The 25,058-nt window shown below is 40.5% G+C and carries 18 protein-coding genes; 16 read left to right on the top strand and 2 right to left on the bottom strand.

Features of this window, described 5'->3' with window-relative positions; translation table 11 throughout:
* Positions 1–154 precede the first annotated feature (154 nt).
* The 11 genes from H8S63_RS10815 to H8S63_RS10765 all read left to right on the top strand — a co-directional run bounded on the left by H8S63_RS10815 (position 155) and on the right by H8S63_RS10765 (position 19,619).
* Positions 155–688, top strand: coding sequence for an RNA polymerase sigma factor (locus H8S63_RS10815; protein ID WP_255467648.1), 534 nt, complete (start codon positions 155–157; stop codon positions 686–688).
* A 65-nt stretch (positions 689–753) separates the two neighbouring features.
* Positions 754–1,980, top strand: coding sequence for a FecR family protein (locus H8S63_RS10810; protein WP_186926768.1), 1,227 nt, complete (start codon positions 754–756; stop codon positions 1,978–1,980).
* A 259-nt stretch (positions 1,981–2,239) separates the two neighbouring features.
* A complete protein-coding gene (locus tag H8S63_RS10805) occupies positions 2,240–5,674 on the top strand; it encodes a TonB-dependent receptor (protein ID WP_255467647.1) in 3,435 nt (1,144 codons plus the stop codon).
* Positions 5,675–5,689: 15 nt separating this feature from the next.
* Positions 5,690–7,456 (top strand): RagB/SusD family nutrient uptake outer membrane protein, encoded by a 1,767-nt coding sequence (locus H8S63_RS10800; protein ID WP_186926766.1) that lies wholly within the window; start codon positions 5,690–5,692, stop codon positions 7,454–7,456.
* A gap of 29 nt (positions 7,457–7,485) precedes the next feature.
* Positions 7,486–8,454, top strand: coding sequence for a phosphodiester glycosidase family protein (locus H8S63_RS10795; protein ID WP_229102225.1), 969 nt, complete (start codon positions 7,486–7,488; stop codon positions 8,452–8,454).
* A gap of 13 nt (positions 8,455–8,467) precedes the next feature.
* The gene (locus tag H8S63_RS10790; protein ID WP_186926765.1) at positions 8,468–10,381 is read left to right on the top strand and encodes a BACON domain-containing protein; all 1,914 of its coding nucleotides are present in this window, start codon (positions 8,468–8,470) and stop codon (positions 10,379–10,381) included.
* Positions 10,382–10,465: 84 nt separating this feature from the next.
* A complete protein-coding gene (locus tag H8S63_RS10785; protein WP_186926764.1) occupies positions 10,466–11,413 on the top strand; it encodes a phosphodiester glycosidase family protein in 948 nt (315 codons plus the stop codon).
* 44 nt (positions 11,414–11,457) lie between these two features.
* Positions 11,458–12,411 (top strand): DUF6528 family protein, encoded by a 954-nt coding sequence (locus H8S63_RS10780; protein WP_186926763.1) that lies wholly within the window; start codon positions 11,458–11,460, stop codon positions 12,409–12,411.
* A 19-nt stretch (positions 12,412–12,430) separates the two neighbouring features.
* Positions 12,431–14,599, top strand: coding sequence for a beta-glucosidase (locus tag H8S63_RS10775; protein WP_222619555.1), 2,169 nt, complete (start codon positions 12,431–12,433; stop codon positions 14,597–14,599).
* Between the two features lie 24 nt (positions 14,600–14,623).
* Positions 14,624–17,203, top strand: a complete 2,580-nt coding sequence (locus tag H8S63_RS10770) for a glycoside hydrolase family 3 C-terminal domain-containing protein (RefSeq protein ID WP_186926761.1) — start codon at positions 14,624–14,626, stop codon at positions 17,201–17,203.
* A 4-nt stretch (positions 17,204–17,207) separates the two neighbouring features.
* Positions 17,208–19,619 carry a PQQ-binding-like beta-propeller repeat protein gene (locus tag H8S63_RS10765; protein ID WP_186926760.1) on the top strand — a complete coding sequence of 804 codons (2,412 nt, stop codon included), beginning with the start codon at positions 17,208–17,210 and terminating at the stop codon, positions 19,617–19,619.
* Between the two features lie 144 nt (positions 19,620–19,763).
* Here the strand turns inward: H8S63_RS10765 and H8S63_RS10760 are convergent, their stop codons facing one another.
* Positions 19,764–21,053: a DcaP family trimeric outer membrane transporter gene (locus H8S63_RS10760; RefSeq protein ID WP_186926759.1), complete on the bottom strand. Its 1,290-nt coding sequence runs from the start codon at positions 21,051–21,053 to the stop codon at positions 19,764–19,766.
* Positions 21,054–21,216: 163 nt separating this feature from the next.
* Between H8S63_RS10760 and H8S63_RS10755 the strand changes: the two genes are divergently transcribed.
* The 5 genes from H8S63_RS10755 to H8S63_RS10735 all read left to right on the top strand — a co-directional run bounded on the left by H8S63_RS10755 (position 21,217) and on the right by H8S63_RS10735 (position 24,456).
* Positions 21,217–21,723 (top strand): RNA polymerase sigma factor, encoded by a 507-nt coding sequence (locus H8S63_RS10755; RefSeq protein WP_007758144.1) that lies wholly within the window; start codon positions 21,217–21,219, stop codon positions 21,721–21,723.
* 181 nt (positions 21,724–21,904) lie between these two features.
* Complete coding sequence (locus H8S63_RS10750) at positions 21,905–22,585, top strand: queuosine precursor transporter (protein ID WP_055278897.1); 681 nt, start codon at positions 21,905–21,907, stop codon at positions 22,583–22,585.
* Between the two features lie 9 nt (positions 22,586–22,594).
* On the top strand, positions 22,595–23,254 hold the full coding sequence (gene queC, locus H8S63_RS10745) for a 7-cyano-7-deazaguanine synthase QueC (RefSeq protein WP_007758152.1): 660 nt from the start codon (positions 22,595–22,597) through the stop codon (positions 23,252–23,254).
* 573 nt (positions 23,255–23,827) lie between these two features.
* Complete coding sequence (gene queF / locus H8S63_RS10740; protein ID WP_007758153.1) at positions 23,828–24,283, top strand: preQ(1) synthase; 456 nt, start codon at positions 23,828–23,830, stop codon at positions 24,281–24,283.
* Between the two features lie 35 nt (positions 24,284–24,318).
* Positions 24,319–24,456, top strand: coding sequence for a hypothetical protein (locus tag H8S63_RS10735; protein ID WP_186926758.1), 138 nt, complete (start codon positions 24,319–24,321; stop codon positions 24,454–24,456).
* A gap of 103 nt (positions 24,457–24,559) precedes the next feature.
* Here the strand turns inward: H8S63_RS10735 and rlmH are convergent, their stop codons facing one another.
* On the bottom strand, positions 24,560–25,033 hold the full coding sequence (gene rlmH, locus H8S63_RS10730; RefSeq protein WP_007765755.1) for a 23S rRNA (pseudouridine(1915)-N(3))-methyltransferase RlmH: 474 nt from the start codon (positions 25,031–25,033) through the stop codon (positions 24,560–24,562).
* Between the last annotated feature and the right edge of the window lie 25 nt (positions 25,034–25,058).

Genomic DNA, 25,058 nt, shown 5'->3' with positions numbered 1-25,058 from the left:
TTAATAGCAAAAGTTTGCGTATCTCGGGATATTTTACGAATATTGCCACATATTAGCATTGAATAAAATATGAAAAATACAATTTAGCTTTTGGGGCTTGATTTAAATCTAGCATATGACTCTCAATGATCAGAAACGTATAATAAGTTTGTGGATGCAATTTTTGGATGGAAATGAAATTGCATTTTCTCAATTGTATTGTCTTTTTTTTGACGACTTGCTAACTTATGGGCGTAGGGTAGGGGGAGATAATGAAATGGTGGAAGACTTGATTCAAGATCTGTTCTTGAAACTTTATCAGAAAAAAATTACTCTTGAAGACAATACAAGATTGCGCCCTTTTCTGTTTCGTGCACTAAAGAATCTAATTTATAATCAATTACTTCGTAATTCAAAACTTCAGCCATTGCCAGACTATGATTTTTCTTTTGATTTGAATTATACGATTGATGATCAACTGTTTTTAACTCAGGATCAGGGATTATCTGATGAGGTCTATCGAATGCTAAGAGGATTAACGGGGCGTCAGAAAGAAATTATTTATCTTCGTTTTATTCATGAGATGAGTTTTGATGAAATTTCAGAAATAATGGAAATTAATATCCAGTCAGCAAGAAATTTGTTAGCTCGTTCTATGGAAAAACTAAGGAAAGAAGCCATTCTTGCTATTATTTTATTTTTTATCTAAAAAAAATATTCTCAGTGAGTATAAATCAGTTCGCTTATTTGTCATAATAGAAAATAAAGCGAAAAATGGTTCAATATACATTTAAAGATATAGAAGTTTTTTTGTTGGATGATGATCTCTTCCAATGGGCAAAGTCTGGATTTGCTGATAATGGTTTTGACATTGAATCTTATAAACTTCAACACTCCGGTTGTGAAGAAAGGATAGAATTGGCTATTGCTGTGATTCGGAGTATGAAAGTTGTGGAAGATACTGAGTCTACTTCTCAAGCATATAAAATGCAAAGTTTTAATAGAATGATGAATAAGCTTCATTCACAAGATATTAAGTCTGTACAGCCTCACAGAACACATTCATATAGGAAAGTTATTGCCTATGTGGCAAGTATTGCCGCTTTTCTACTTCTCTGTTTGGGCTCTTATTATTGGATTTCAACTTTTAAAGTACAGGAAGAAGTTGAATTGACTGCTGATATGATTGATTCATTGAGTCGTTCAGATCAGGTTCAGGTGCTTTTAGATGGTAAGCAAGCTGTAGGATTGGATAAGAATAATGCGGAAATCAGAGTAAATGAAAATGGAGCCGTAATAGTGGATGATAAATTAGTAGTGGCTTCAAAGGGAGAAAAAATTTTAATGAATCAGGTTGTGGTTCCTTATGGAAAACGCACAAAAATAATTTTGCCGGATGGATCTTCTTTATGGATTAATTCAGGGTCGTGTATTTCTTATAGTTCAGATTTTGCGACGAATAGAAGGTTGAATGTACAGGGAGAAGTTTTTTTGGATGTTAAAAAAGATGAGAAGCACCCTTTTATCGTGAAAACCACTCATTTGGAAGTAAGTGTATTGGGAACGGCATTCAATGTGAATGACTATGCGAAGAATGTGGAAACTTCAGTGGTACTTGTTCGTGGAAGTGTAGATGTGAAAGTGGATAATAAAGCAAAGCAGCGACTACTACCAAATCAAAGACTTTCAATGGCAAGTGGAGCGGTAAAAATAAACGAAGTTGATGTGTATGGCTATATTTGTTGGAAAGATGATATTATGAACTTTGATGGTCAGAAGTTGACTACTATATTAAATACTTTATCTCAATACTATAATACGAAAATTGAAATAATAGGTAGCTTGAAAGATGAGAAGTGCTATGGAAGCCTTGATTTGAATTGCACACTTGAGGAAGTGTTAGAATCTATCTCATTAACCACTCCACTGAGAATTGTCCGAAAAGGGGAGATAATAATTCTTTCTCCGGAAAAAATAGATAAAGAAAGTACAAACCTTTAAAAGAACCAATACATGAAAAACATTCCACCTTAATTTAAAAAGAGAAACCGAATAATATCTGCGAAATATTACTCGGTTCAGATTTAGAATTGTAAATAACTCACCAAAGTTATCACTAATCTAATTTTACAAATATATGAAAAATAACTCTCATTTTAGAAATAAGAGTGAAAAATTAACCTATATTGGTTATGGGTTTTTGCTTTTATGCGTTTTTTTAACGTCTTATGTACCAAAAACTTGGGCAAAAGATGGTTTTATGAATCTTCAATCTACGTATGTCACCCTCAATTTGATAGATGTTTCTTTTGAAACATTATTTAAAACGTTGGAAAAGAAGAGTGATTATGTGTTCTTTTTTAAAGAAGATGTTCTACAGAAAAATGAAAAAGTAACAGTCAAAGCACAAAACGAGTCAGTTGTATCTATATTGAATAGAGTATTACCCCCCAAGCAACTGACATATACAGTGAAAGGAAGACAAGTGATTATTGTCCGCCAACCTCAGAAAGAACAAAAAAAAACAACTACTCCTGTAGCCGTAGAGAAAGATTATGACGTTAAAGGAACAATAGTAGATGTCAACGGTCAACCATTACCAGGCGTCAATATAACTGTACAAGGGACAACTACTGGAGTTACTACCGATCTATCCGGTTTATTTACATTGCGAATCAGAGATGGGAAACGTGCCTTGTTAGTAGCATCTTACATTGGTTTTAGTACGGAGAAAGTGTGGGTCTCTGCAGAAACCGGTTCTTTGAATATTGTGCTTGAAGAAAGCTCGGCATCTTTGAATGAAGTGGTAGTCGTAGGTTATGGTACACAGAAGAAACTTAATTTGACAGGAGCTGTTACAACAGCTTCAGGGGAGATTCTGGAAAACCGTCCGATTGGTAATATTGCACAAGGTTTGCAAGGTATGGTACCCAACTTGAATATTACATTCAATAGTGGACAGCCCAACCAAGCTGCTAATATCAACATTCGTGGTAATACCTCATTGAATGGTGGTAACGCTCTTGTCTTGGTAGATGGTGTGGAAATTTCCGATTTATCTCTCATCAATCCTCAAGATGTAGAAAGTGTTTCTGTATTGAAAGATGCTTCGGCCGCTGCTGTATATGGTGCGCGTGCTGTTTTTGGTGTGATGTTGGTCACCACCAAAAAGGGGGCTCGCAACCAAAAGACTAAGGTGTCATATAGCAATAACCTTTCATGGAGTTCACCGGCTCGCCTTCCCGAAATGCCTCGTTCGGATATATGGGCGCGTATGTGGAATAAGGCTTACGAATATGACACTCCGGGTGGATATTACTTTAACGAAAAGTTTATGGAGAAACTCGATGCACATATTGCCGATCCAGAACACAATCCTGCAATTTTGGTTGATACCGAAGGTATTCAAAATTCAAATTATAGCCCTAGTAATCCGGGATGGGCCTATGTGGGCAACACCGATTGGTTGTCCGAGTTCTATCAAAAAACGGCTTTTATGCAGCAACATAATGTAAGCCTTTCAGGTGGTACCGAGCGTAACAATTACTATGCTTCTATTGGTTTTAAAGATCAGTCGGGTATTTTTCGCTATGGAAATGACTCTTATAAGCGCTTCAATTTAGCGTTCAACTTCGATACGAAACTAACTAGTTGGCTGGACGTGAGTTTTGCTACTCGTATGAGTAACATTAAGAATGATGAACCTTATATGGACAATGGTGGTAGCAGTTCTCAAACTTGGTATTATGAGGTATATCGTATGTTTCCTACACTTTCTATCTTTTTACCTAATGGTGATTTTGCAGGTATGTATCTCAACAGTGGTAATTATAACGTTATTGGAAAGATGGCTTTAGCTGGACGTAATAAAAAAGAGACTTGGGACCAATGGTACATCGGGCGTTTCGATTTACATCCATTGAAAGGACTATCTATTAAGGGCGATTACTCTTGGAATCGTTATTCTACTGTTCAGAAATTTCACCGTAAAGAAATTAAGCAAACTTTTCCTGAGGGAGGTCCTGAATGGATCGTAGAGACTCCCAATTATGTGAAAAACTATAACTCGAACAATATTTACCACGCTATCAATGTATGGGCCGAGTATAAAACTTCGTTCAACGATGTTCACAACATTTCGGTAATGGGTGGTTATAACCAAGAGGAGAAGACTTATGCTAACACCTCATATACCATGACTGACTTGTATGATAACGAGTTGCCTATTTCCGACTTAGCCATCAACTATAAAGAGAATGCTGAAGGTGCAGATATCTGGCGTGTACAGGGGGCTTTCTTTCGCTTGAACTATGACTATCGTTCCAAATATCTATTTGAGGTAAATGGTCGTTATGACGGCTCTTCTAAGTATGCCAAAGACGACCGTTGGGCGTTTTTCCCCTCAGCCTCTATTGGTTGGCGAATTTCGGAAGAAAAATTCTTCAAACCACTTTCCAACGTAGTAGACAATTTGAAACTTCGTGCCTCTGTAGGTGCTTTGGGTAATCAGATAACTAACGGCTATCATGACTATATGTCTATTCTTTCAGGTAAAGTGTTGACCAACTATATGATGGATGGTAAAATGGTCAATGCGTTGAATATTCCTTCTTTGCCTAGTGTAGTGACTTGGGAGAAGGTTGTGACGAAAGATTTGGGTTTGGACTGGTCATTGTTCAACAATCGTTTGATGGGTACATTCGATTTCTATGTACGCGATACCAAAGATATGGTACGTTCGGTTACACTGCCTGCCGTATTGGGTACTTCGGGTGGTAAAGAGAATATTGCTGATATGCGTACCACTGGCTGGGAGTTGGAATTGACGTGGAAAGATCGTATTAAGAATGTGTTGGGAAGTCCTATGGACTATTCGCTTACCGTAGGTTTGTCCGATTACCAAGCTGAGATAACCAAATACGATAACCCTAACGGTTCGTTGGCTAGTGGTATGTATTATGAAGGACAGAAACTGGGTGAAATCTGGGGGTATGTGACTGATGGTTATATTATGGACGATTTTGAAGCAGCCAAAATGAACTATGTACAGAAATACATTTCTTCTAAGTGGTATCCGGGCGATATTCGTTACAAAGATTTAAATGGTGATGGTATGATAGATCAAGGTAATCGTACATTGGCTAATCCGGGTGACCAAAAGGTTATAGGTAACTCTACTCCTCGATATCGTTTTAATTTGCAAGGAGGTATTGGTTGGCGTGGTTTCGATATCCGTGCTATTTTCGAAGGGGTGGGTAAACGCGATATGTGGACAAGTAGTGATATCTTTTGGGGATTCTCTAGAGGTATTTATAACTCTTGTGTAACCCAATACCATATCGATAATATTTGGACCTATGAGAATCCTACAGCTTACTATCCTCGTTTGAATGCTAATGGCAATAAACGTAGTAAGCAGATTCAAACTAAATACTTACAAAATGCGGCATATATCCGCTTGAAAGATATTACTTTGAGCTATACTATACCCAAGAGTTGGTTGGCCAAGATGAAAATGGAGCAGGTACGTATCTATGTAAGTGGTATGAATTTGTGGGAGAAGACTGGTTTGCCCCCATTTATGACTCCTGATATTGTAGATCAAATAACTGATAATAGCTTGTCTAGCGAGAACAGTGGTAAAGAATATGCATTTATGAGAAGTTATTCATTCGGTATTAATATAACATTTTAAAAATAGATAGGTATTATGAAAAAATATATATTTTCATGTATTTGCATTTTGTGCTTGTCACTGTCTGGATGTGATTACTTGGATACTGAACCGGGTGACGCAATTTCTAGTGATCGTTTCTGGGAGACTTCTAATGCTGCCGCATTAGAGCAATATTGCAATCTTTATTATCCTAAACTCATCAAGGGACATGGTGATCCTTTGTCTTGGAATATTGGAAATATGATTATGCAAGAGTATCAGTCTGATAACCTTTTAGCAGCTGGTGCTAGTAGTATTACATTTGGTCAAAACACTGTAATGACTAGTAGTACTGACTGGGATTGGTCTACGGTGAGAGGTTGTAATGCTTTTCTAGAGAATTATGAAAAGTCTCCCGCTTCGGATATTGATAAAAAGAAATTTGCCGGAGAAATCTTATTTTTCAAAGCTTTTGATTATTTTAATAAGGTGTGCCTTTTTGGTGAGGTGCCTTGGTATGACTCTACGTTGAATAAAGATAACCCCGAATTATATAAAGGACGTGATTCTCGTGATTTAGTGATGACCAATATTTTGGCTACCATTAATAAGGCTATTGAGTTTTTACCTCGCAAGACTAAAGTTTATCGTGTGAGCCGCGATGCCGCTCTATTACTCAAAGCCCGTATCTGTCTTTATGAAGGTACTTGGCGTCGTTATCGTAATGTAGAGGGCGATGTAAAATTCCTCGAAGAGGCTTACAAAGCTTCTGGAGAGTTGATGGGGTATGGTTATGAATTGTATAAGGCATCGGGTACAGACGATAGCTATTTCGATCTTTTCATACAAGATAATTACAATGATAATTCGGAAGTAATTCTCTCGCGTGAGTATGACCCCGCACTCAATATGGGGCACAACGTGCCTAATAGTATTCCTAATAGCGAACAGGGTATGAGCCGTGATTGTTTTGAGGAATACTTGTGTGCTAACACAGGAAAGCCCATTTCTCTTTGTGGTTGCCACAATCCTAACATGGGATATAATGCAGAGATGAAGAATCGCGACGGACGTCTGTTGCAAACAGTATGTTTGCCCGAATCTGGTAGTAAATATGCTCGTTTTTTATATCGTACTACTGGCGGTCTGTTGAAAGGTGGGGCTCCTAATATCTTTTCTATTCTTCCCAACTCGGACACTCGAACCTTCTACGCTGCATCTTGTACCGGATATTCGGTATGTAAGTTTTATAAGGCGTCTGAGCACTATGTGGGTAATCACAAAGGTGGCATTGATGCTCCTGTGATGCGTTATGCTGAGGTCTTGTTGATTCGTGCTGAGGCTGGTGCTGAGTTGGGAAAAGATCCCGAATTGGATAAAACCATCAATCAGCTTCGTGCCCGTGTAGGATTTACTTTTAAGTTGGAAGCTGATCCGATAGCTGATCCGGATTTGATTGCTAAATATCCTAATGTGAAAGGTGATAACGCTAACTTGATTCGTGAAATCCGTCGCGAACGTCGCATTGAGTTGTTTGCCGAAGGTTATCGTTGGGATGACGTTTGTCGTTGGAATGTAGGCGAGGTCGTATTTAACCGTGTGCGTCGTGGTGCTAAGATGGACCCCAACTTGTACTCTGCCGATGAGATAAAGACTATTAAAGATCAAGTAGGATTCGATGCCGATGGCTTTATTACTCCCTACGCTAAGCGAGTTACTTATAGTATGAATTTTACGGCTAAAAATTACCTGTACAACATTCCGTTGGACGAAATATCATTAAACCCGAATCTGCTTCCTCAGAATCCGGGTTGGGAATAAGTAGTTAATTACTGTAAATGAAAAGAAAAATGGAAAATATGAAATACACTATGTCATACATTGCGAAGAATTTTCGAGTAGCATTGATGCTGTCACTCATGATGTTATTGTGCAGCTGTTCTAGTGAAGATAAATTGGAGCTTCACAAAGGAGCCACACTTCCCATTATGCAAGGAATAGCCGATAATGTGCCTTACATTCAGTCGGTAGAAAAAGAATTAACTTACGACTTGTATGATGGGGTACGCATTACCGATGTTGTCTTTACCTATTGCGCTAAACCTACCCGTATGATTATTGCTGAAGTAGATTTGAACAAGAACGTGACCATAGTTACCTCTACGCCTGATAATAAGCCGGAGGTAGGTAAAATTCTGCAACAGGTAACTGTGCAGGCCGAGAAAGCTGAAGCAGCCGGACGCAAAGTGATTTTGGGAACTAATGGCGACTTCTATTCTAAGAAAAATGATCTTTGGATTCCTGGTGGGCTATTCTACAAAGACGGTGTAGCTATCAAGACTGAAATAGGTTGGGAGGCTGATCATGTATTCTATATGCTCAAAGACGGTACGGCACATATTACTTCTGTTCCAGAGTTTAAATTAGTAGAGCGAGAGGTGGTGCATGCTATTGGTGGTTGGCAAAGAATGGTGCAAGACGGTGAGGTAGTGAAGAACTTTACCGTAAATGACAACGCCATGCAATTCCATCCACGTACCTTTGTAGGTGTGTCTGCTGACAATCGCAAGGTTTATTTATTTGTTGTTGATGGTCGTCAGCCCGAATACTCTAACGGTATGCGTCTTGAGGACATGATGTTACTCTGTCAAGGTGCTGGTTGTTACCAAGCGTTCAATATGGATGGCGGTGGTTCTACCACTATGGTACGTCGGGTAGAAAAGGGCAGTTCAGTGTCATTTGAGGTAATGAATCAACCTTCAGACAATCCTGCCAGATCGGTGATAAACGGCTTACAAGTTATTGAAAAAACTAATTAAAAAACGGAATAGTATGAATACATATAATATGAAATTCCATGCTTGGTTTAGGGGAGTGTTGGGGGGGCTCTTGGTAGCTTTCATAGCTTCGTGTGATGACTCCGATTTGATACGTCGCGTTGAACCAACTCTTGAAATTCAAGATGAATTGTCGATGGGGCCTGTCGCTTCTCGCCAAGTAATTGATTTACACTCTTCGTATCCATGGTTTGCCGAAGCTTCCGCTTCATGGATTAAACTGAAACGCTATCGTGGGCAGGCTTTGTTGCCCGACTCTATAGTGGCTGAAATCGAAGAAAACCCAGAGATGGCATTGCGCGAAGGCTGGATTGAGATTCGTTTGATGGATCAAATGTCGAAACGCATTGTTGTGAAACAAAACGGTCGTGGTTCATTGATTACGTTATCTAAGGAGGTACTTTACTTTAATATTAATGGCGGTGAAGCTGTCTTGGATGTAGTAACCGATCTTGAATGGGATGTAGAAGAGGAACAGATTGGTGGATTTACCTTTAAGAAAGTAGACGATACTCATTTGAAAGTTAAAGTTGCTAAGAACACCACTGGGGCCGAAATAAGAAAGAGTGTTATTTTATCCGACACGGGTAAGACTACAGAAACCAAATTGACAATTGTCCAGACCAATGTGGAAAAGATGTTGTCTATTTCTTTATCCGAAACAGAGAAAAATATGATTACTGGCAAAAAAGGAACACAATTAAACATTCCAGTCTCTTTGAATTTACAATTTGATTGTAAGGTTTCTCATTCTTGGATTCATGTGGGTGAACTTCCTGAGTTTAGCGGTGATATTGTGCAGGATGTAAACATTCCTGTCGAACTGGATCCTAACGACGGATTTGAAGACAGAACAGGATATGTAGTTATCAAGAATCAGGGCGATGTGGTAGAAGTATCGGATACTCTCTATGTTACTCAGCGTCTCTACAGTCAGATTGTTTATGTGAAGGCCGGAGCCAATGGTGATGGATCTAGCTGGGAGAGAGCGTTTGGCACTATCGAAGAAGGTCTGTCAGCCTGTGCTCACTATGGTGATATGCAAATGTGGGTAGCTGCAGGTGATTATTATTTGAAAGATTGGACCGAGTTTAAGAAGGTGAATTTCTACGGCGGTTTTGAAGGAAAAGAGACTACAGTGGCTGAACGTACCATGAAGCGTAAATCTATTCTTCATGCTGCACCATCTAATGTCTGGCCTTCTGTTTACATGTATAAATTGACAGAAGGTACAACACGTGTTGTTGATGGTTTTGAATTTGTAGACTCTAAGGGAAAACAAGGTGAAGGCGCTTTGATAGCTTATGAATATTGGATGATTAGAAACTGTGTGGTGAGAAATAATACTTGTGCCCGTGATGCTGGTGGCGCATATTTCTTGTGTACATTGATTAACTGTGTGATACGTGATAACGAAACATTAAGTACATCTTCTACAATGAATGTTCAACAAAGCACTTGTCTATACAATGTGACTGTGGTAAACAATAGAAGTGCTGGTAGTAGTGCCGGTGTTCGTTTAGGTAGTGGTACCTGCCAGATGGTGAATTGCGTGGTATGGGGTAATGTTCATACTAAAGGTGATTTACACAGTGGCTATTTGGATCAGAACAAGGCTGCTATCTTTAAGAATTGTGCTATTCAAGGCGGATGGATTTATAATGATGGAAATACTCCTCAAGTATCTAACTGTATTAATCTGAATACGGATAATGCCGCTACCGATGGTCCTCAATTTGCTGATGCGGCAGGTAAGAACTATCAGCCCACAGAGAACTCTCCGTTGGTTGATGCCGGTTTGAACTCTGTGGTAAAAGATTGGAATTTGCTACTTGATATTCAAGGAGATGCTCGTATATCGAACGTTGGAATTGATATCGGTGCATTTGAGTGGCAAGCCAATAAATAGAATATAGTGTAATATAGAAAGCAATTCTCTATAGTTCATAATAAAGAATTGCTTTCTTTATTTGTTTACCTAATTAAAAATATTATGAAAAGTAAATTCTTAACAATGAAGCTTATATTGGGAGCACTGGTATTATCTTTTAGTTGTGCTTGTTCTAGTAGTAATTCTGAAGAGGCTATGCCACAAACCGCCATAGGACGGCAATTGGTAGAATCAGGTATGGCCAATGACGTGACTTTAGATAACGAGAGTGTACTGCGTGATGGAATAAAATTGAATGAATTGGCTTTTAAAACATTTGGAGAGTCTCAGCATATTTTTGTGGCTACAATCGACTTAAACAAACTAACTTTTACTCCGGCTACAAAAGACGATAAGAATGTGCCGGCAACAGGACCTGAATCTAGTGCGCCTCTCCCGATTCATGCTTTTGCGGCCGAAGCAAACGGAAAAACTGTTTGGCTTGGTGTAAATGGTGATTATTATGCTGACAATCCACGTCGTGTCATGGGTCTTTTCTATAAGGACGGAGTGTGCATCAATTCGCAATATTTTGAAGGGCACGATGAGGTGTTGTATCAACTGAAAAATGGTGAGACCTACGTGGGACAAGCTGATGAGGCATTGACCCACGAAGCCAATCTGTTGCATGCGTTGGGAGGATATGGGCTATTAGTTAAGGATGGGGTAGTTCAAAATTTTTACGAAGAGATGGGTGATTTGCAGAATACCCATCCGCGTACTAGTGTGGGGCTTTCTCAAGATAGAAAGACTATGTATGTATTTGTGGTGGACGGTCGTAGAAAAGACTCTTTCTTTGCGTTGGGACTTACTTTGCCCCATCTGGCTACCATGATGAAGGCTGTGGGATGTTATAACGCTATCAACCTTGACGGAGGAGGGTCGACTACGCTTATAATCCGAAAAGTGAATGATGTTGGGAAGCCGACTTTCCCTATTTTGAATACACCCGCCGATGATCGGGTACCCCGTAAGGTAACCAACAGTATGTTGATTATAGAAAAGAAGTAACTGTATAAAGCCGACTTAAGTAGATTTTAAAAGAAAATAGAATAATGGAAAAGATTTTATATGCTGCTATGTGTGCGGTATTGTTCTTTTGTTGTAGTTCCAGCGATGAACCCGAAGCAGATTGCCAATCTCCTTTTACGCTGCCCGACAAAGCAATTGTATTGGCTGAGCAAGCCTCTAAGTCTGTTGTGATACTCGATGCTTCCACTTATCGTACTGTATGGAGTTGGAATCCGGGAAAAGCCGGTGTACCCTCCAATTGTCAAACGTGGTTTCACAATCCTAGTGAGGTTAAGTCAGTGTTCAACAACCAGTATATCTTGATGACTGCATCAGGTGGGGCTGTAGCTCTTATACGTATTGCCGACAGTAAATTGATGTATTATGCGTATGTGGGTGAAAACCCACACTCTGCAGAGATTTTACCCGATGGAAATCTCGTGGCTGTATCGTCTACCGATGGTAAGTTACGTACATTTATGACTGATACCATCAAAGGAACCGGCAAGTGGTTTGCCTCCTACGAGCTTCCTAGTGCTCACAACGTGGTATGGGATCTCCAAAGAGAGTTGCTTTACACCACCGAAGGGATTAAATTGTGTACTTATAAGTACAATTTCAACCGCAAGGAGCCTAGATTACAAGATCGAAGCGTAATCTTCGAATTACCCAGCACCGAATCGTGCGGGCATGATCTCTTTCCCGTGTATGACAAGACCGATGTGTTATGGATTACTACTAATGAGAATGTGTGGCAATATGATATAAAGAACAACAAAGCTGAATTGATTTATCCGCTTTACGCTGTGAAGAGTGTGTGTAATAGTGCCGACGGGGTACTGATGTTGTATCCTACTACTGAGTGGTGGTCTGATGGGCTGATAAACGAGAAAGGTAAGAAACTATTTAGCATCTACGGTGCTAAAATTTATAAGGGGCGTTGGGTAATGAATAATACCTTCAGCTACCCTAAAGAGCATAAACCCAAGTTTGAGTAATGAATAAAAAGATATTATGATGAAAGTATGGATATTAGGAGCGGTGAGCCTTTGGACGATATGTAGTTTTGCGCAGCAGCGAGAGGTTCCTATATATTTGGATAATAATCAACCTATAGAAAAACGTGTGGAGGATGCTTTGGCACGTATGACTTTGGAAGAAAAAGCGGCAATGACCCATGCCCAATCTAAGTTCAGTTCTCCCGGTGTTCCTCGTTTAGGAATTCCTGAAAACTGGATGTCTGACGGTCCACACGGTGTACGTGAAGAACTGCTTTGGGATCAATGGAATATAGCTAAGTGGACAAATGATTCTTGTATTGCCTTTCCGGCATTAACCTGTTTGGCGGCTACGTGGAATCCCGAATTATCTTATATATACGGAAGCAATATTGGAGAAGAAACACGCTACCGCAATAAGAATGTCCTATTGGGACCGGGAGTTAATATCTATCGTAGCCCGCTGAACGGCCGGAATTTCGAATATATGGGAGAAGACCCGTTTTTGGCATCCCGTATGGTAGTACCATACATAAAAGGTGTACAAAAAAACGGAGTAGCTGCATGTGTGAAACATTATGCACTGAATAATCAAGAAACGGACAGGCATTATGTTGATGTAGAAGTGGGTGACCGTGCATTATACGAAATCTATCTGCCTGCTTTCAAAGCGGCTGTCCAAGAAGGAAAGGCTTGGACTATCATGGGTGCGTACAATAGTTATAAGGGGCAATTTTGTAGTCATAATCAATATCTGATTAATGATATTCTGAAAAGGGATTGGCAATTTGATGGAGTTGTAGTTTCCGATTGGGGGGCGACCCGTGATACGGATCAAGCTATTCATAATGGATTGGACATAGAATTCGGTACTTGGTCAAATGAATCCGCCAAAGATATAGATAATGATTATAAAAATTACTATTTGTCTACTCCGTATCTGAAGAAACTCAAAAGCGGAGAGGTCTCAGATAAAGAATTGAATGATAAAGTCCGGCGTATTCTTCGTTTGATATTCCGTACTACGATGAATCCTAATCGTCCTTATGGGTCTTTTGGAACAAAGGAACATGCTATGACAGGACGGAAAGTTGCTCAAGAAGGAATTGTGCTTTTGCAGAACAAAGAAGATTTGTTACCTATTGACAAAGACCGTACAAAAAAAATTTTGGTAGTGGGTGAGAACGCTGTAAAGACTTTGTGCGACGGGGGAGGCTCATCCACGTTGAAAGTGAAGTATGAAGTAAGTCCGCTTCAAGGGATTCGTACATGGGCAGGGCGGCAGGTAGAGGTGAATTATGTTGCCGGTTATGCGTCATCTAAGGGGGCAAATGCTTTACAATTGAGAATGGAAGCAGCACAAGCGGCTGAACAGGCTGATATCGTGCTCTTCGTGGGAGGGCTCAATAAGAATTGGAATCAAGATGCGGAAGGTGCAGACAGGCAAACGTTTGATTTGCCATATCAGCAAAATGAGTTGATTGATGAATTAGCAAAAGTAAACTCAAATGTGGTGGTTGTCCTTATTGCCGGAAATGCCGTTGCAATGCCGTGGGTAAAGCAGGTGAATGCTATTGTGATGAGCTGGTACAATGGTACTGAAGCAGGCAACGCATTGGCTTCAGTATTGTTTGGTGAAGTAAATCCGTCGGGTAAGTTACCTTTTACTTTTCCTGTTAAATTGGAAGATAATAGTGCTCACTCTATCGGAGAGTTTCCGGGTGATGGAAAGAAAGTGGCGTATAAAGAAGGAATTTTTGTTGGGTATCGTTGGGCGGATAAAGAGAAGATCAAACCGCTATTTGCATTTGGACATGGACTTAGTTATACTACTTTTCAATATGGTAAAATAATGGCGGATAAGAAAGAGGTGACTGAGACCGATCGTATTACCTTTACTGTTTCTGTAAAAAATACTGGTGGTAAGGCAGGAGCTGAGATTGTACAATTGTATATCAATGACATAAACTCCAGGCTACCTCGTCCGGTAAAAGAACTCAAAGGGTTTAAGAAAGTCTATTTGCAGCCGGAGGAAGAGCAGGTTGTTTCTTTCACTATAGGAAAAGAGGAATTATCCTATTATGACGATGAGAAACACGAATGGGTGGCGGAACCGGGAGAATTTCGAGCTTTGATAGGAGCCTCCTCAGCCGATATTCGTAGTAGTGTAAAGTTTGAACTTAGATAAATAGATTAATCCAAATAAGAGAATATGAAGAAATATATAAGCCTCGTACTAGTGGCGTTATCGGGCTGTATACTTACAGTTAACGCACAGCAATCATTTTCTTATAAGAACCCGCTTCTTCCTACAGAATTAAGAGTGAATGACTTGCTGGACCGGATGACACTGGAAGAAAAGATCGCTCAGATTCGTCATTTGCATTCGTGGGATGTGTTCGATGGACAGGTCTTGAATCAAGAGAAGTTGGATAAGATGTGTGGTGGAATAGGATATGGGTTCTTTGAAGGTTTTCCTTTGACGGCTGCAAGTTGTCGTAAGACTTTCCGTGAGATACAAACCTATATGGTAGAAAAAACACGGCTGGGTATTCCTGGATTCCCGGTTGCCGAATCTTTGCATGGAGTGGTGCATGAAGGAACAACTATCTACCCTCAGAATATAGCGATGGGGAGTACTTTCAATCCGGAACTGGCTTATGAAAAGACTAAACATATTGCTGGCGAACTGAATACGATGGGAGTGAAGCAAGTGCTGGCACCTTGTATTGATGTTGTACGTGATTTACGTTGGGGACGTGTAGAAGAGTCTTTTGGTGAAGATCCTTTCCTTTGTTCAAAGATGGCGGTTGCTGAGGTAAAAGGATATATGGAACATGGAATTTCTCCGATGTTGAAGCATTACGGACCACATGGCAATCCTTTGGGCGGATTGAATCTGGCTTCGGTGGAGTGTGGTGTACGTGATTTATTTGATATTTATTTGAAACCATTTGAGGCTGTGCTTGCTGAAACGGAAATTATGGCTGTCATGTCCAGTTATAATTCTTGGAATAGAATTCCTAATTCTGCTTCCCGTTTTATGCTGACGGATATTTTGCGCAATAAATTTGGTTTTCGGGGATATGTTTATTCGGATTGGGGAGTTGTCAGTATGCTGAAGACTTTCCATAAGACGGCGGCGGATGATTTCGAAGCGGCCCAGCAGGTATTGACTGCCGGAATGGACGTGGAGGCTTCCAGCTCTTGTTATGCAGTGCTGGCTGATAAAATACGGAATGGAGAGTTTGATATCAGGTATATCGATCAGGCTGTGAGACGAGTGCTTCGTGCTAAATTTGAGTTGGGATTATTTGAAGATCCCTATCAGGAACAAGCAGTCTATCGGCTTCCTCTCCGTTCGGAAGAAAGTGTGAAGCTTTCACGCAGGATTGCAGACGAATCGACTGTATTGCTGAAGAACGATGGACAGTTGTTGCCGTTGAATGCCCGGAATCTGAAGTCAGTAGCGGTGATTGGTCCTAATGCGGATAATGTACAATTTGGAGATTATACCTGGAGTAAAAAGAAAGAAGATGGAGTGACACCGCTTCAAGGAATTAAAAACTTGTTGGGTGATAGGGTGAAAATCAACTACGCTAAAGGATGTTCTTTGGCTTCTTTGGATACTTCGGGGATAGCGGAGGCTGTGGATGCTGCCCGTCATAGTGATGTTGCTTTGATATTTGTGGGAAGTTCGAGTACAGCGTTCGTACGTCATACTCAAGAGCCGTCTACCAGTGGAGAAGGAATCGATTTAAGTGATATTTCTTTGACCGGTGCACAAGAACAATTAATACGTGAGGTCTTTGCTGTGGGAAAGCCGGTGGTTGTTGTATTGGTGGCTGGAAAGCCTTTTGCCATACCGTGGGTGAAAGAGAATATTCCGGCGATATTGGCGCAATGGTATGCTGGCGAACAGGAAGGAAACTCTATTGCGGATATTTTGTTTGGCAATGTGAACCCTTCCGGAAAACTGACTTTTTCATTTCCGCAAAGTACGGGGCATCTCCCTGTCTATTATAACTATTTGCCTACGGATAAAGGATATTATAAAGAGCCGGGAACTTATGAAAAGCCGGGAAGAGATTATGTTTTCTCAAATAGTTCCCCGCTATGGGCATTTGGATATGGATTGAGCTATACTCAATTTGAATATCTGAAAGCTGTTACAGATAAGGAACTCTATCAGGCTAATGATACCGTTTGTGTGACTGTTCAATTGAAAAATACGGGGAAAAGAACCGGGAAAGAGGTGATACAGGTATATATGCGAGATGTGGTCAGCTCGGTGATGACACCGGTGAAGCAGTTGAAAGGTTTCAGAAAAGTAGATTTACTTCCCGGACAGACACGGGAAACGACTATAATGATTCCTGTTCATGAATTTTATCTGACAGATGATTTGGGCAATCGTTATCTCGAATCGGGCAAATTTGAATTACAGGTAGGTACTTCTTCCGACCGGATTTATTTCAACCTTCCGGTGTATATCGGTTCTTCCGGAAAGGGAGGACAGACGGTGTCCGGTACTTCTTTCAAATCACGGACAGATGGAAAAGTGATTCAAGTAAAAGGAACTGTCCGTGATATACAGGCAACTCCGCTTGCCGGAGTGAAAGTACAGTCTGAAGAATCCGGTGAAAGTGCATTGACTGACTATCGGGGCACATATACTATCAAGGTGAAAGATAATGGCAGACTTATTTTCTCGAAAAAAGGATTTGCCGATAAAACAATAGAAGTAGAGGGGCAGACTGATGTCAGTATTCAAATGGCTAAAGGTGAGTAGATACATGAAATACTGTATGGCTATTGGTTTGCTGGGTAGTATGACTTTACAAGCTATGGCTCAATATACAGGAAAGGTTTTCGTTGATGAGAACAGAAATGGTCTCCTCGATGAAGGTGAAAAACGATTGCATCGGGTCTCTGTTTCCGATGGGTTAAATGTGGTACAGACAGATTCAAATGGCGCATATCAATTGCCCGGACATTCCCGTATGCATTTTCTGTTTATTACTACTCCTTCCGGATATAAGACTGATAATGCCTACTATTACCGGATAGAGAACGGTCGTACGGAATACGATTTTCCGGTATATCCTTGTTATGGAGGAATTCAAGCTGACGGTAGTCACCGGTTTATACATATCTCTGATACAGAAATACGTGGAAAAGAAGGGAATCAAGCGTGGGTGGATAATCTCCGTGACTATTCGGCCAATGAGAAAATAGCTTTTATCGTGCATACAGGGGATATTTGTTATGAATCGGGACTGAACAGTCATATAGGCTTGCTGAATACCGCTTTGATGGAAGACACGCAAATCTTTTATGGAATAGGCAATCATGACTTGGTGAAAGGTGCTTATGGGGAAGAACTTTTCGAGAAACTCTACGGACCGGTATTCTATTCATTTGATGTGGGGAATACACATTACATAATGACACCTATGCTTCATGGAGATTATTTACCGGAGTATACTAAGGAAGATGTATATCGCTGGATGAAAAATGATCTTGCTTATGTAGGCAAGGAGAAGTCGATCATTGTTTTCAATCATAGCCTGCCGGAAGATACGGTAGCTTTTAAATATGGTATTAGTGATACGGAGTATATAGACTTGCCGGCTATGGGATTGAAAGCTTGGTTGTACGGTCACTGGCACGTAAATCATGTGCATAAGCATAAAGTGACAGGGGTGTATACTATCTGTACCTCTACGCCTGCTTGTGGTGGTATTGACCATGCACCTTCTGCTTTTCGTGTACTGACTGTTGATACAGAGGGAAACGTGGCGTCCGAGTTCCGATACAGTTATCTGTCTCCTTCATTACATATTGTTTCGTTGGAGAATGGACAGCTGCCAACACTTCCTTCCGGAAAGATTCCTTTGTCCGTCAATGCCTACTCTACGGTTTCCCCAATACGATCCATGCGTTATTGGTGTGAATCGGAAGGTAAAAAAGTTCTTTCCTCCAATCTTTTGAAACGTCAGAGTGATTTCAATTGGTATGCGGAAATTCCTTTGCTTTCTCAATGGGAACATCGGCAGCTTACTGTAATAGTGGAGGCATTTTTCAATAATGGAGAGGTAAGGCGATGCAGGCGTTCGTTTTTTTATGAAAAGCCTGAAAGGAAACAATTGCCTTTGCGGTTGTCATGGATTAAAAATGTAGGTGCTTCTATTTTCATGTCTGCTCCTTTGGTATATCGGAAACGTCTCTTTACGGCATCGGTCGATGATAATGAATCGGGGAAAGCGGCTGTAGTGTGTATGGATGCGCAAAATGGAACAGTCTGTTGGCGGTATTCACTCCGTGGCTCTGTACGCAGTAGTATTGCGATTGCTGATGGACTGGTCTTTGCCCAAGATGTACATGGCTACATATATGCGATTCAAGCAGAAACCGGGACATTGGTTTGGGAAAAAAAATTAAATATCGGTGTACTTCCTCCTTTGAATGACGGGCTGGTTGCTGCTTCGGATGTAGTATATGCCGGTACAGGAAAATCCTTATGTGCCTTGAAAGCAGCTACGGGGGGACTTATCTGGAAGAATGAAGCTTGGAGCAGGGGGGAAGGATGCGTGGCAACACTTTCTCTTGGACGTAATATTCTGATTGGGCATGCAAACTGGAAGGGGTTGTATGCTAATAATGCAGTTAATGGTGAGTTGTTGTGGGAGAATAAAGATGCGGAATTAAAATATCGTTCGGCCTCTGTTGCTTGGGAAGGAGAGAATCTCTATCTTCTTTCTTCCCGTTCCTTTTTTATATTGAATTCAAAGAACGGTGAGGTTATAGTACGTAAAAAAATGAATTGTTCGGTCGATGTGAATTCAACTCCTTTAATTACTGAATCCGAGATAATATTTGGAACAGCTGCTAATGGAGTCATAGCTTTAGACAAGCAGACCTTAGAAGAGAAATGGAATTTTAAAACAAACCCCGCTTTGATTTATACATCTCCTTATTCTAAACCATCATCTTCAACTGTAGAGACTAGTCCAGTGTTGGTTGGAGATACTGTTTTCTTTGGGGCTTCTGACGGAATACTGTATGCATTGAACCGTATAAGTGGTAAATTGCTGTGGAAATACCAAATTGGTGTACCTATATTTTCTACAGTATCTGTTGCGGAAAACGTTTTGTATGTGACAGATTTTGCCGGTAATGTGTATGGGTTTATAATGAATAATTAAAACACAGGATTAATGCGGATTATCACAGAAACGAATTTATAGGTTGTTGATTATTATATCTATATATATGAAATAATCTGCGATAATTCGCGTTAATCTTGCGTTTTATTATTCATTATGCCTCTCCTTTCCTATATCTATAAATTAGAAAGAATACTGCATCAGCAAATTTAACCGGTTCGCGTGACGGGTTGAAGAGCTGAAATCTGTACGCCACCCTCTCAGATATTCAACTCCGACCTGCATATTGTTGCTGACATTCCAGAAGGCATTGGCTACAAGATACTGGCCTTTGCGGTATGATTCCGGATTTCCGCTTGGGTATCCGTTTTCGGAATACAGTCTGGACAGGCTGTACGTTCCGGAGACAAAGAAACTTGGGCAGAAGTTGTACTGTAATCCTGCATACCATCCTAACATAGGAAGAACCTGCATTTTACCTTCATTGTCCGGGTCGGGGACGATATCTACATTCAGATTACTCAAGTCGTTAAGATAAGAGCCGATTCCCTTGCCATAGTTTAACTGTCCGTAAGCTTGTAATTTTTTTGTGACATTGAATGTTGTAGACGCTTGCAAACCGAATCCGGTTTTGGAATAAGCTTTGTCGTACACATTACTTGAATAAGTCATGCTACGTATTATAGCGCTTAGTTTGATATGGCTGCTGCTGTTCCAGTTATATTGTGCGGAAGTGGCAAAGTCCGGCATACGTTGCGTGTTGATGGAAACATCACTGTTGGTTGTACCGTCTACCGAAGGCATTTCCATAGCGACACCGAACTTCCAGTTTTTCAACTTATCGCACATATAGCTTAATTGTGTAGTACGGTAGAATGCTGAACCGTTAGGACCCGCAAAGTCGATAGTGGGAGGGAGAGCGGCGAGGTCCATGAACGAACCGTAACTGTAACCGATGGTGAAACCGAGAAATTGTGCATAAGCATTTTGTAATTCAAATGTTTTCCCGTCTCCACGAAAGTTTCCGGCAGTATAGACAACAAAGTCTCCGAGATGCTTCGTACGTCCTACCAATTTAAGGAAGAGGGTAGAAGTGGTGATGTCCATCTGAAACTGATTTTTAGCGAAATTTCCGCTTCCACGTTGCGGGATCAACGCCGGGTAGAAATCCACATCATCTACGATACCGCCAAAGTCATATTCTGCTGTCGCACGAACGTAGCCTCCGATACCTAAAGCGAATTTTCCTTTCTGGTCAGTCAGCAGGAAGCGGGGAGCATTCGGATCATGGAAACGCAGTTGCGAACGGTCGTTTATAATCCGGATGATCTCGTCTCCTGCTTTGTCACGGGAGATAAACATGATGGAATTAGGTTCCTCGTCTTCGATGATTACCTTTTTCTGCGCATTGGCACAGAGGGGGAAAATTCCCATCCCCAGTAGCATTGCTACCATTTTGAAACTAGTTTTCATTATCAGTTAAGTTTTAGGTGAATGCCCAAAGAACAACTAAAAAAAGAAATGGTTGAGAGAGGCAAAGGAAAAATTGCCAAACTAATCGGAAGAATTGCTATTTATAATCATTCTAAAAAGACGGATCTTTGTACCGTAGTAATCAGATAAAGAAAATACGACGATGGAAAAAGTAGAATTTACTCAAGGAATATTAGCGATACAGCCGGATTTACATCGCTTTGCATATAAGTTGACGGCAGACCGTGATTCTGCCAATGATTTGGTGCAGGATTGTGTGTTGCAGGCATTAGATAATCAGGAGAAGTTTACGTATAGTAAGAACCTGAAGGGGTGGATGTATACACTGATGCGTAACATTTTTGTCAATAACTATCGCCGTACTGTTCGCGAAATGAATATCATGGATGATAATTATTCTATCAATCAACAATATCAGATTGAAGATGAAGATGCGGATAGATTTGAATTTACATATGACATGAAACATCTGTATCGTGTGATACATTCGATACCGGAAGAAATGAAAGTTCCTTTCCAGATGTTTGTGGCAGGATTTAAGTATCGGGAGATTGCCGACAAGTTAGGGTTGCCGATGGGAACGGTAAAGAGCCGTTTATTCTTTATCCGCAAACGGCTGAAGGAGGAACTTAAAGACTTCTCTGCTTAAAGCAAAGTTCTTGATTTTGAGTGGTGTGCCTGTTTTTCTATATATGGATAATAGAATTCGGCAGTCTTGATGCGCTTGTTTCAGTTTTATTTTCTATCTTTGCACCCCGAAAGATAAAATAAAGTATGATGCCGTGAATAGCGGTCGTGTATTCTAGAACACCACGTAAAAAACAGGAATTATGAAAGAAAAAGTATCCGTACCTTTTATGCTGCTGGGCATTTTATTTAATGTATGCCTTATTGCGGCGAATCTTCTTGAGACAAAAGTAATCCAGATTGGTAGTCTGACCGTGACTGCAGGATTGTTGGTTTTCCCAATTTCTTATATTATTAATGATTGTATCGCCGAAGTATGGGGATTCAAGAAAGCCCGCTTGATAATTTGGAGCGGTTTTGCCATGAATTTCTTTGTTGTCACTCTCGGGCTGATAGCCGTAGCCATTCCAGCTGCCCCTTTTTGGGAAGGAGAAGAACATTTCGATTTTGTATTCGGTATGGCTCCCCGTATCGTAGCTGCCAGTCTGATGGCTTTCTTGGTTGGCTCGTTCCTCAATGCGTATGTGATGAGCAAAATGAAAATTGCCAGTCAAGGGCGTAACTTTTCCGCTCGTGCCATTTTGTCAACCGTTGTAGGTGAAACGGCGGATTCGTTGATATTCTTCCCGGTGGCTTTCGGAGGAATCATCGCTTGGAAAGAGTTGCTTATTATGATGGGTATTCAGATTGTGCTGAAGTCCATGTACGAAGTGATTATCCTCCCGGTAACTATCCGTGTGGTGAAAGCTATTAAGCAAATAGATGGTAGCGATGTTTACGATACCGATATATCCTACAATGTACTGAAAATCAAAGATATTTAAGATAGATTTATGAATAGAGAAGCAGCATTGGTTGTGTTCAGTGGAGGGCAAGACTCTACTACGTGTCTGTTTTGGGCAAAACGCAACTTTAAGAAAGTGTATGCTCTGAGTTTCCTGTATGGTCAGAAACATCAGAAAGAAGTGGAGTTTGCACGGGAGATAGCCCGGAAAGCGGAAGTGGAATTTGATGTGATGGACGTGTCTTTTGTCGGGCAACTTGGACATAACTCTTTGACTGACACTACAATGGTGATGGATCAGGAAAAGCCCGCAGATACTGTTCCCAATACTTTTGTGCCGGGGCGTAATCTGTTTTTTCTGAGCATTGCAGCGGTATATGCCCGTGAACGCGGTATAAACCACTTGGTAACAGGGGTTTCCCAAACCGATTTCAGCGGTTATCCCGATTGCCGTGATTCCTTTATCAAGTCTCTCAATGTAACGTTGAACTTGGCTATGGATGAACAATTTGTGATCCATACTCCTTTGATGTGGATTGATAAAGCGGAAACATGGGCTTTGGCCGACGAACTGGGTGTGTTGGAGTTGATTCGTAACGAGACTTTGACGTGCTATAATGGCGTTCAAGGGGATGGCTGCGGACATTGTCCGGCTTGTAAGTTGCGTCGGGAAGGATTGGAGAAGTATTTAAAAAGTAAGAATCAATAATATCTCTACACAGAGATTAAAATGTATTTTTTGCTGTCATCTGTCACATTCTTATAGATAAACAATTGATTATAAATTGTATATCTTGTGACAGCAAGCAGTGACAGCAGCTAAATTTGAAGTTTTGTTGTCACATCTGTTGTCACCGGTAAGCTCCGGCTAGCAAATGATAGTAAGCTTTGTATCTACGGTAGTTTTGTCCGATAAGCGGTGGTTTAAATTAGTTTCAACAGCTTGAAACTGTTGTTTCATCGGTGAGAAACTAAAGTTTCAGTGGCATGAAACTAAAGTTTCCGGCGCTTGAAACTATTGGTTCTGCCGTAAGAAACTATCTGTTCTCCAGTGTGAAACATTCTGTTTCATGCCGTGAAACACACCGTAACAAGTAAGATGATGATAAAGCAAACGTGGGCTGGGAGTTGATGGTGATAGGTGATAGATGTGGTGATAGGTTGTAAAATGAATCATTCACCACTGAAATATCGATGAATAAGGCATTTGAGGCTTGATGGTGATAGGTGATAGAGAAAATACGTTTTTTGTTTAGTGTAGAGCTCGTAACTAGTAAGTGCAATGACTGAATTAAAAGACCAGCTTTCCTTATTGGGAAGAAAAACCGAGTATAAGCAAGATTATGCTCCGGAAGTATTGGAAGCCTTTGATAATAAGCATCCTGAAAATGATTATTGGGTACGTTTCAACTGCCCGGAGTTCACAAGTCTGTGTCCTATTACCGGACAGCCGGACTTTGCGGAAATACGTATCAGCTACATTCCCGATATAAAAATGGTAGAAAGCAAGAGCTTGAAACTCTATCTTTTCAGTTTCCGTAATCATGGAGCCTTTCATGAAGATTGTGTGAATATTATAATGAAAGATTTGATAAAGTTGATGAATCCCAAATACATTGAAGTAACCGGAATCTTTACTCCACGTGGTGGTATTTCCATTTATCCGTATGCTAATTACGGTCGTCCGGGAACAAAGTTCGAACAGATGGCGGAACATCGTTTGATGAATCGGGAGTAACTGATAAATTGTATTTGGAAGAAAAAGGGAGATAAATGATATTTCCCTTTATTACAACTTATTGGGGAAGCTTTTTTAGTAATTCCAAAGTGCTGGGTTCGATAGTCTTGTCCATGTCTGCATTGGATATGTCTATATCCCAAAACAAGTGGTGGGATAGTTTTGATATGTAATCCTTGCTTTCTTGCATATTATCCATTATATTCTTTACAAAGAAACTGTTTTATTTGAAATCAGCCAAACAGATTGACTCTTTTAATATGACAGGCTATGTTTTTATTCGTGATGATACGGCCCTCCATTCAATATAGTCATAGCTCGATAAATCTGCTCCACGAATATCAGCCGGATCATCTGATGCGAGAAAGTCATCTTTGACATTGAAATCTTTTCGTGTGCCGCTTGATATACTTTTTCCGAAAAGCCATACGGTCCTCCGATAATGAAAACCAGTCGTTTATTCACCGTATTCATTTTCCGTTTCATATAATCGGCAAATTCAAGGGAACGCATCTCTTTCCCGTGCTCATCCAATAACACCACCACATCACCCGGTTGAAGGGCTTTCAGAATCAGCTCCCCTTCCTTTTCTTTCTGCACCTCCATCGAAAGACTTTTTGTATTTTTCAGTTCGGGGATCACTTCCATATCAAAAGTGATATAACGTTTCGTACGCTGTATATAGTCGTTGATAGCTGTAATATAATGCTGCTCTACGGTTCGTCCTACGACGAGCAAGGTTGTTTTCATATCTTTGCAATTGTATTTAATTGCA

It is taken from the genome of Bacteroides sp. NSJ-39, from assembly GCF_014287315.1.
GTDB lineage: Bacteria > Bacteroidota > Bacteroidia > Bacteroidales > Bacteroidaceae > Bacteroides > Bacteroides finegoldii.
The sequence above is the reverse complement of the archived record's forward strand: the minus strand, read 5'-3'. Positions and strand labels throughout refer to the sequence as shown.

Excerpts from the sequence above, each read along its gene's own strand:
- H8S63_RS10765 (WP_186926760.1), top strand. The coding sequence starts at position 17,208 with ATGAAATACTGTATGGCTATTGGTTTGCTGGGTAGTATGACTTTACAA.
- H8S63_RS10785 (WP_186926764.1), top strand. The coding sequence starts at position 10,466 with ATGAAAAGTAAATTCTTAACAATGAAGCTTATATTGGGAGCACTGGTA.
- H8S63_RS10800 (WP_186926766.1), top strand. The coding sequence starts at position 5,690 with ATGAAAAAATATATATTTTCATGTATTTGCATTTTGTGCTTGTCACTG.
- H8S63_RS10810 (WP_186926768.1), top strand. The coding sequence starts at position 754 with ATGGTTCAATATACATTTAAAGATATAGAAGTTTTTTTGTTGGATGAT.
- H8S63_RS10735 (WP_186926758.1), top strand. The coding sequence starts at position 24,319 with ATGATATTTCCCTTTATTACAACTTATTGGGGAAGCTTTTTTAGTAAT.
- H8S63_RS10790 (WP_186926765.1), top strand. The coding sequence starts at position 8,468 with ATGAATACATATAATATGAAATTCCATGCTTGGTTTAGGGGAGTGTTG.
- rlmH (WP_007765755.1), bottom strand. The coding sequence starts at position 25,033 with ATGAAAACAACCTTGCTCGTCGTAGGACGAACCGTAGAGCAGCATTAT.
- H8S63_RS10775 (WP_222619555.1), top strand. The coding sequence starts at position 12,431 with ATGAAAGTATGGATATTAGGAGCGGTGAGCCTTTGGACGATATGTAGT.
- queF (WP_007758153.1), top strand. The coding sequence starts at position 23,828 with ATGACTGAATTAAAAGACCAGCTTTCCTTATTGGGAAGAAAAACCGAG.
- H8S63_RS10805 (WP_255467647.1), top strand. The coding sequence starts at position 2,240 with ATGAATCTTCAATCTACGTATGTCACCCTCAATTTGATAGATGTTTCT.
- H8S63_RS10795 (WP_229102225.1), top strand. The coding sequence starts at position 7,486 with ATGGAAAATATGAAATACACTATGTCATACATTGCGAAGAATTTTCGA.
- H8S63_RS10760 (WP_186926759.1), bottom strand. The coding sequence starts at position 21,053 with ATGAAAACTAGTTTCAAAATGGTAGCAATGCTACTGGGGATGGGAATT.
- queC (WP_007758152.1), top strand. The coding sequence starts at position 22,595 with ATGAATAGAGAAGCAGCATTGGTTGTGTTCAGTGGAGGGCAAGACTCT.
- H8S63_RS10770 (WP_186926761.1), top strand. The coding sequence starts at position 14,624 with ATGAAGAAATATATAAGCCTCGTACTAGTGGCGTTATCGGGCTGTATA.
- H8S63_RS10755 (WP_007758144.1), top strand. The coding sequence starts at position 21,217 with ATGGAAAAAGTAGAATTTACTCAAGGAATATTAGCGATACAGCCGGAT.
- H8S63_RS10750 (WP_055278897.1), top strand. The coding sequence starts at position 21,905 with ATGAAAGAAAAAGTATCCGTACCTTTTATGCTGCTGGGCATTTTATTT.
- H8S63_RS10815 (WP_255467648.1), top strand. The coding sequence starts at position 155 with ATGCAATTTTTGGATGGAAATGAAATTGCATTTTCTCAATTGTATTGT.
- H8S63_RS10780 (WP_186926763.1), top strand. The coding sequence starts at position 11,458 with ATGGAAAAGATTTTATATGCTGCTATGTGTGCGGTATTGTTCTTTTGT.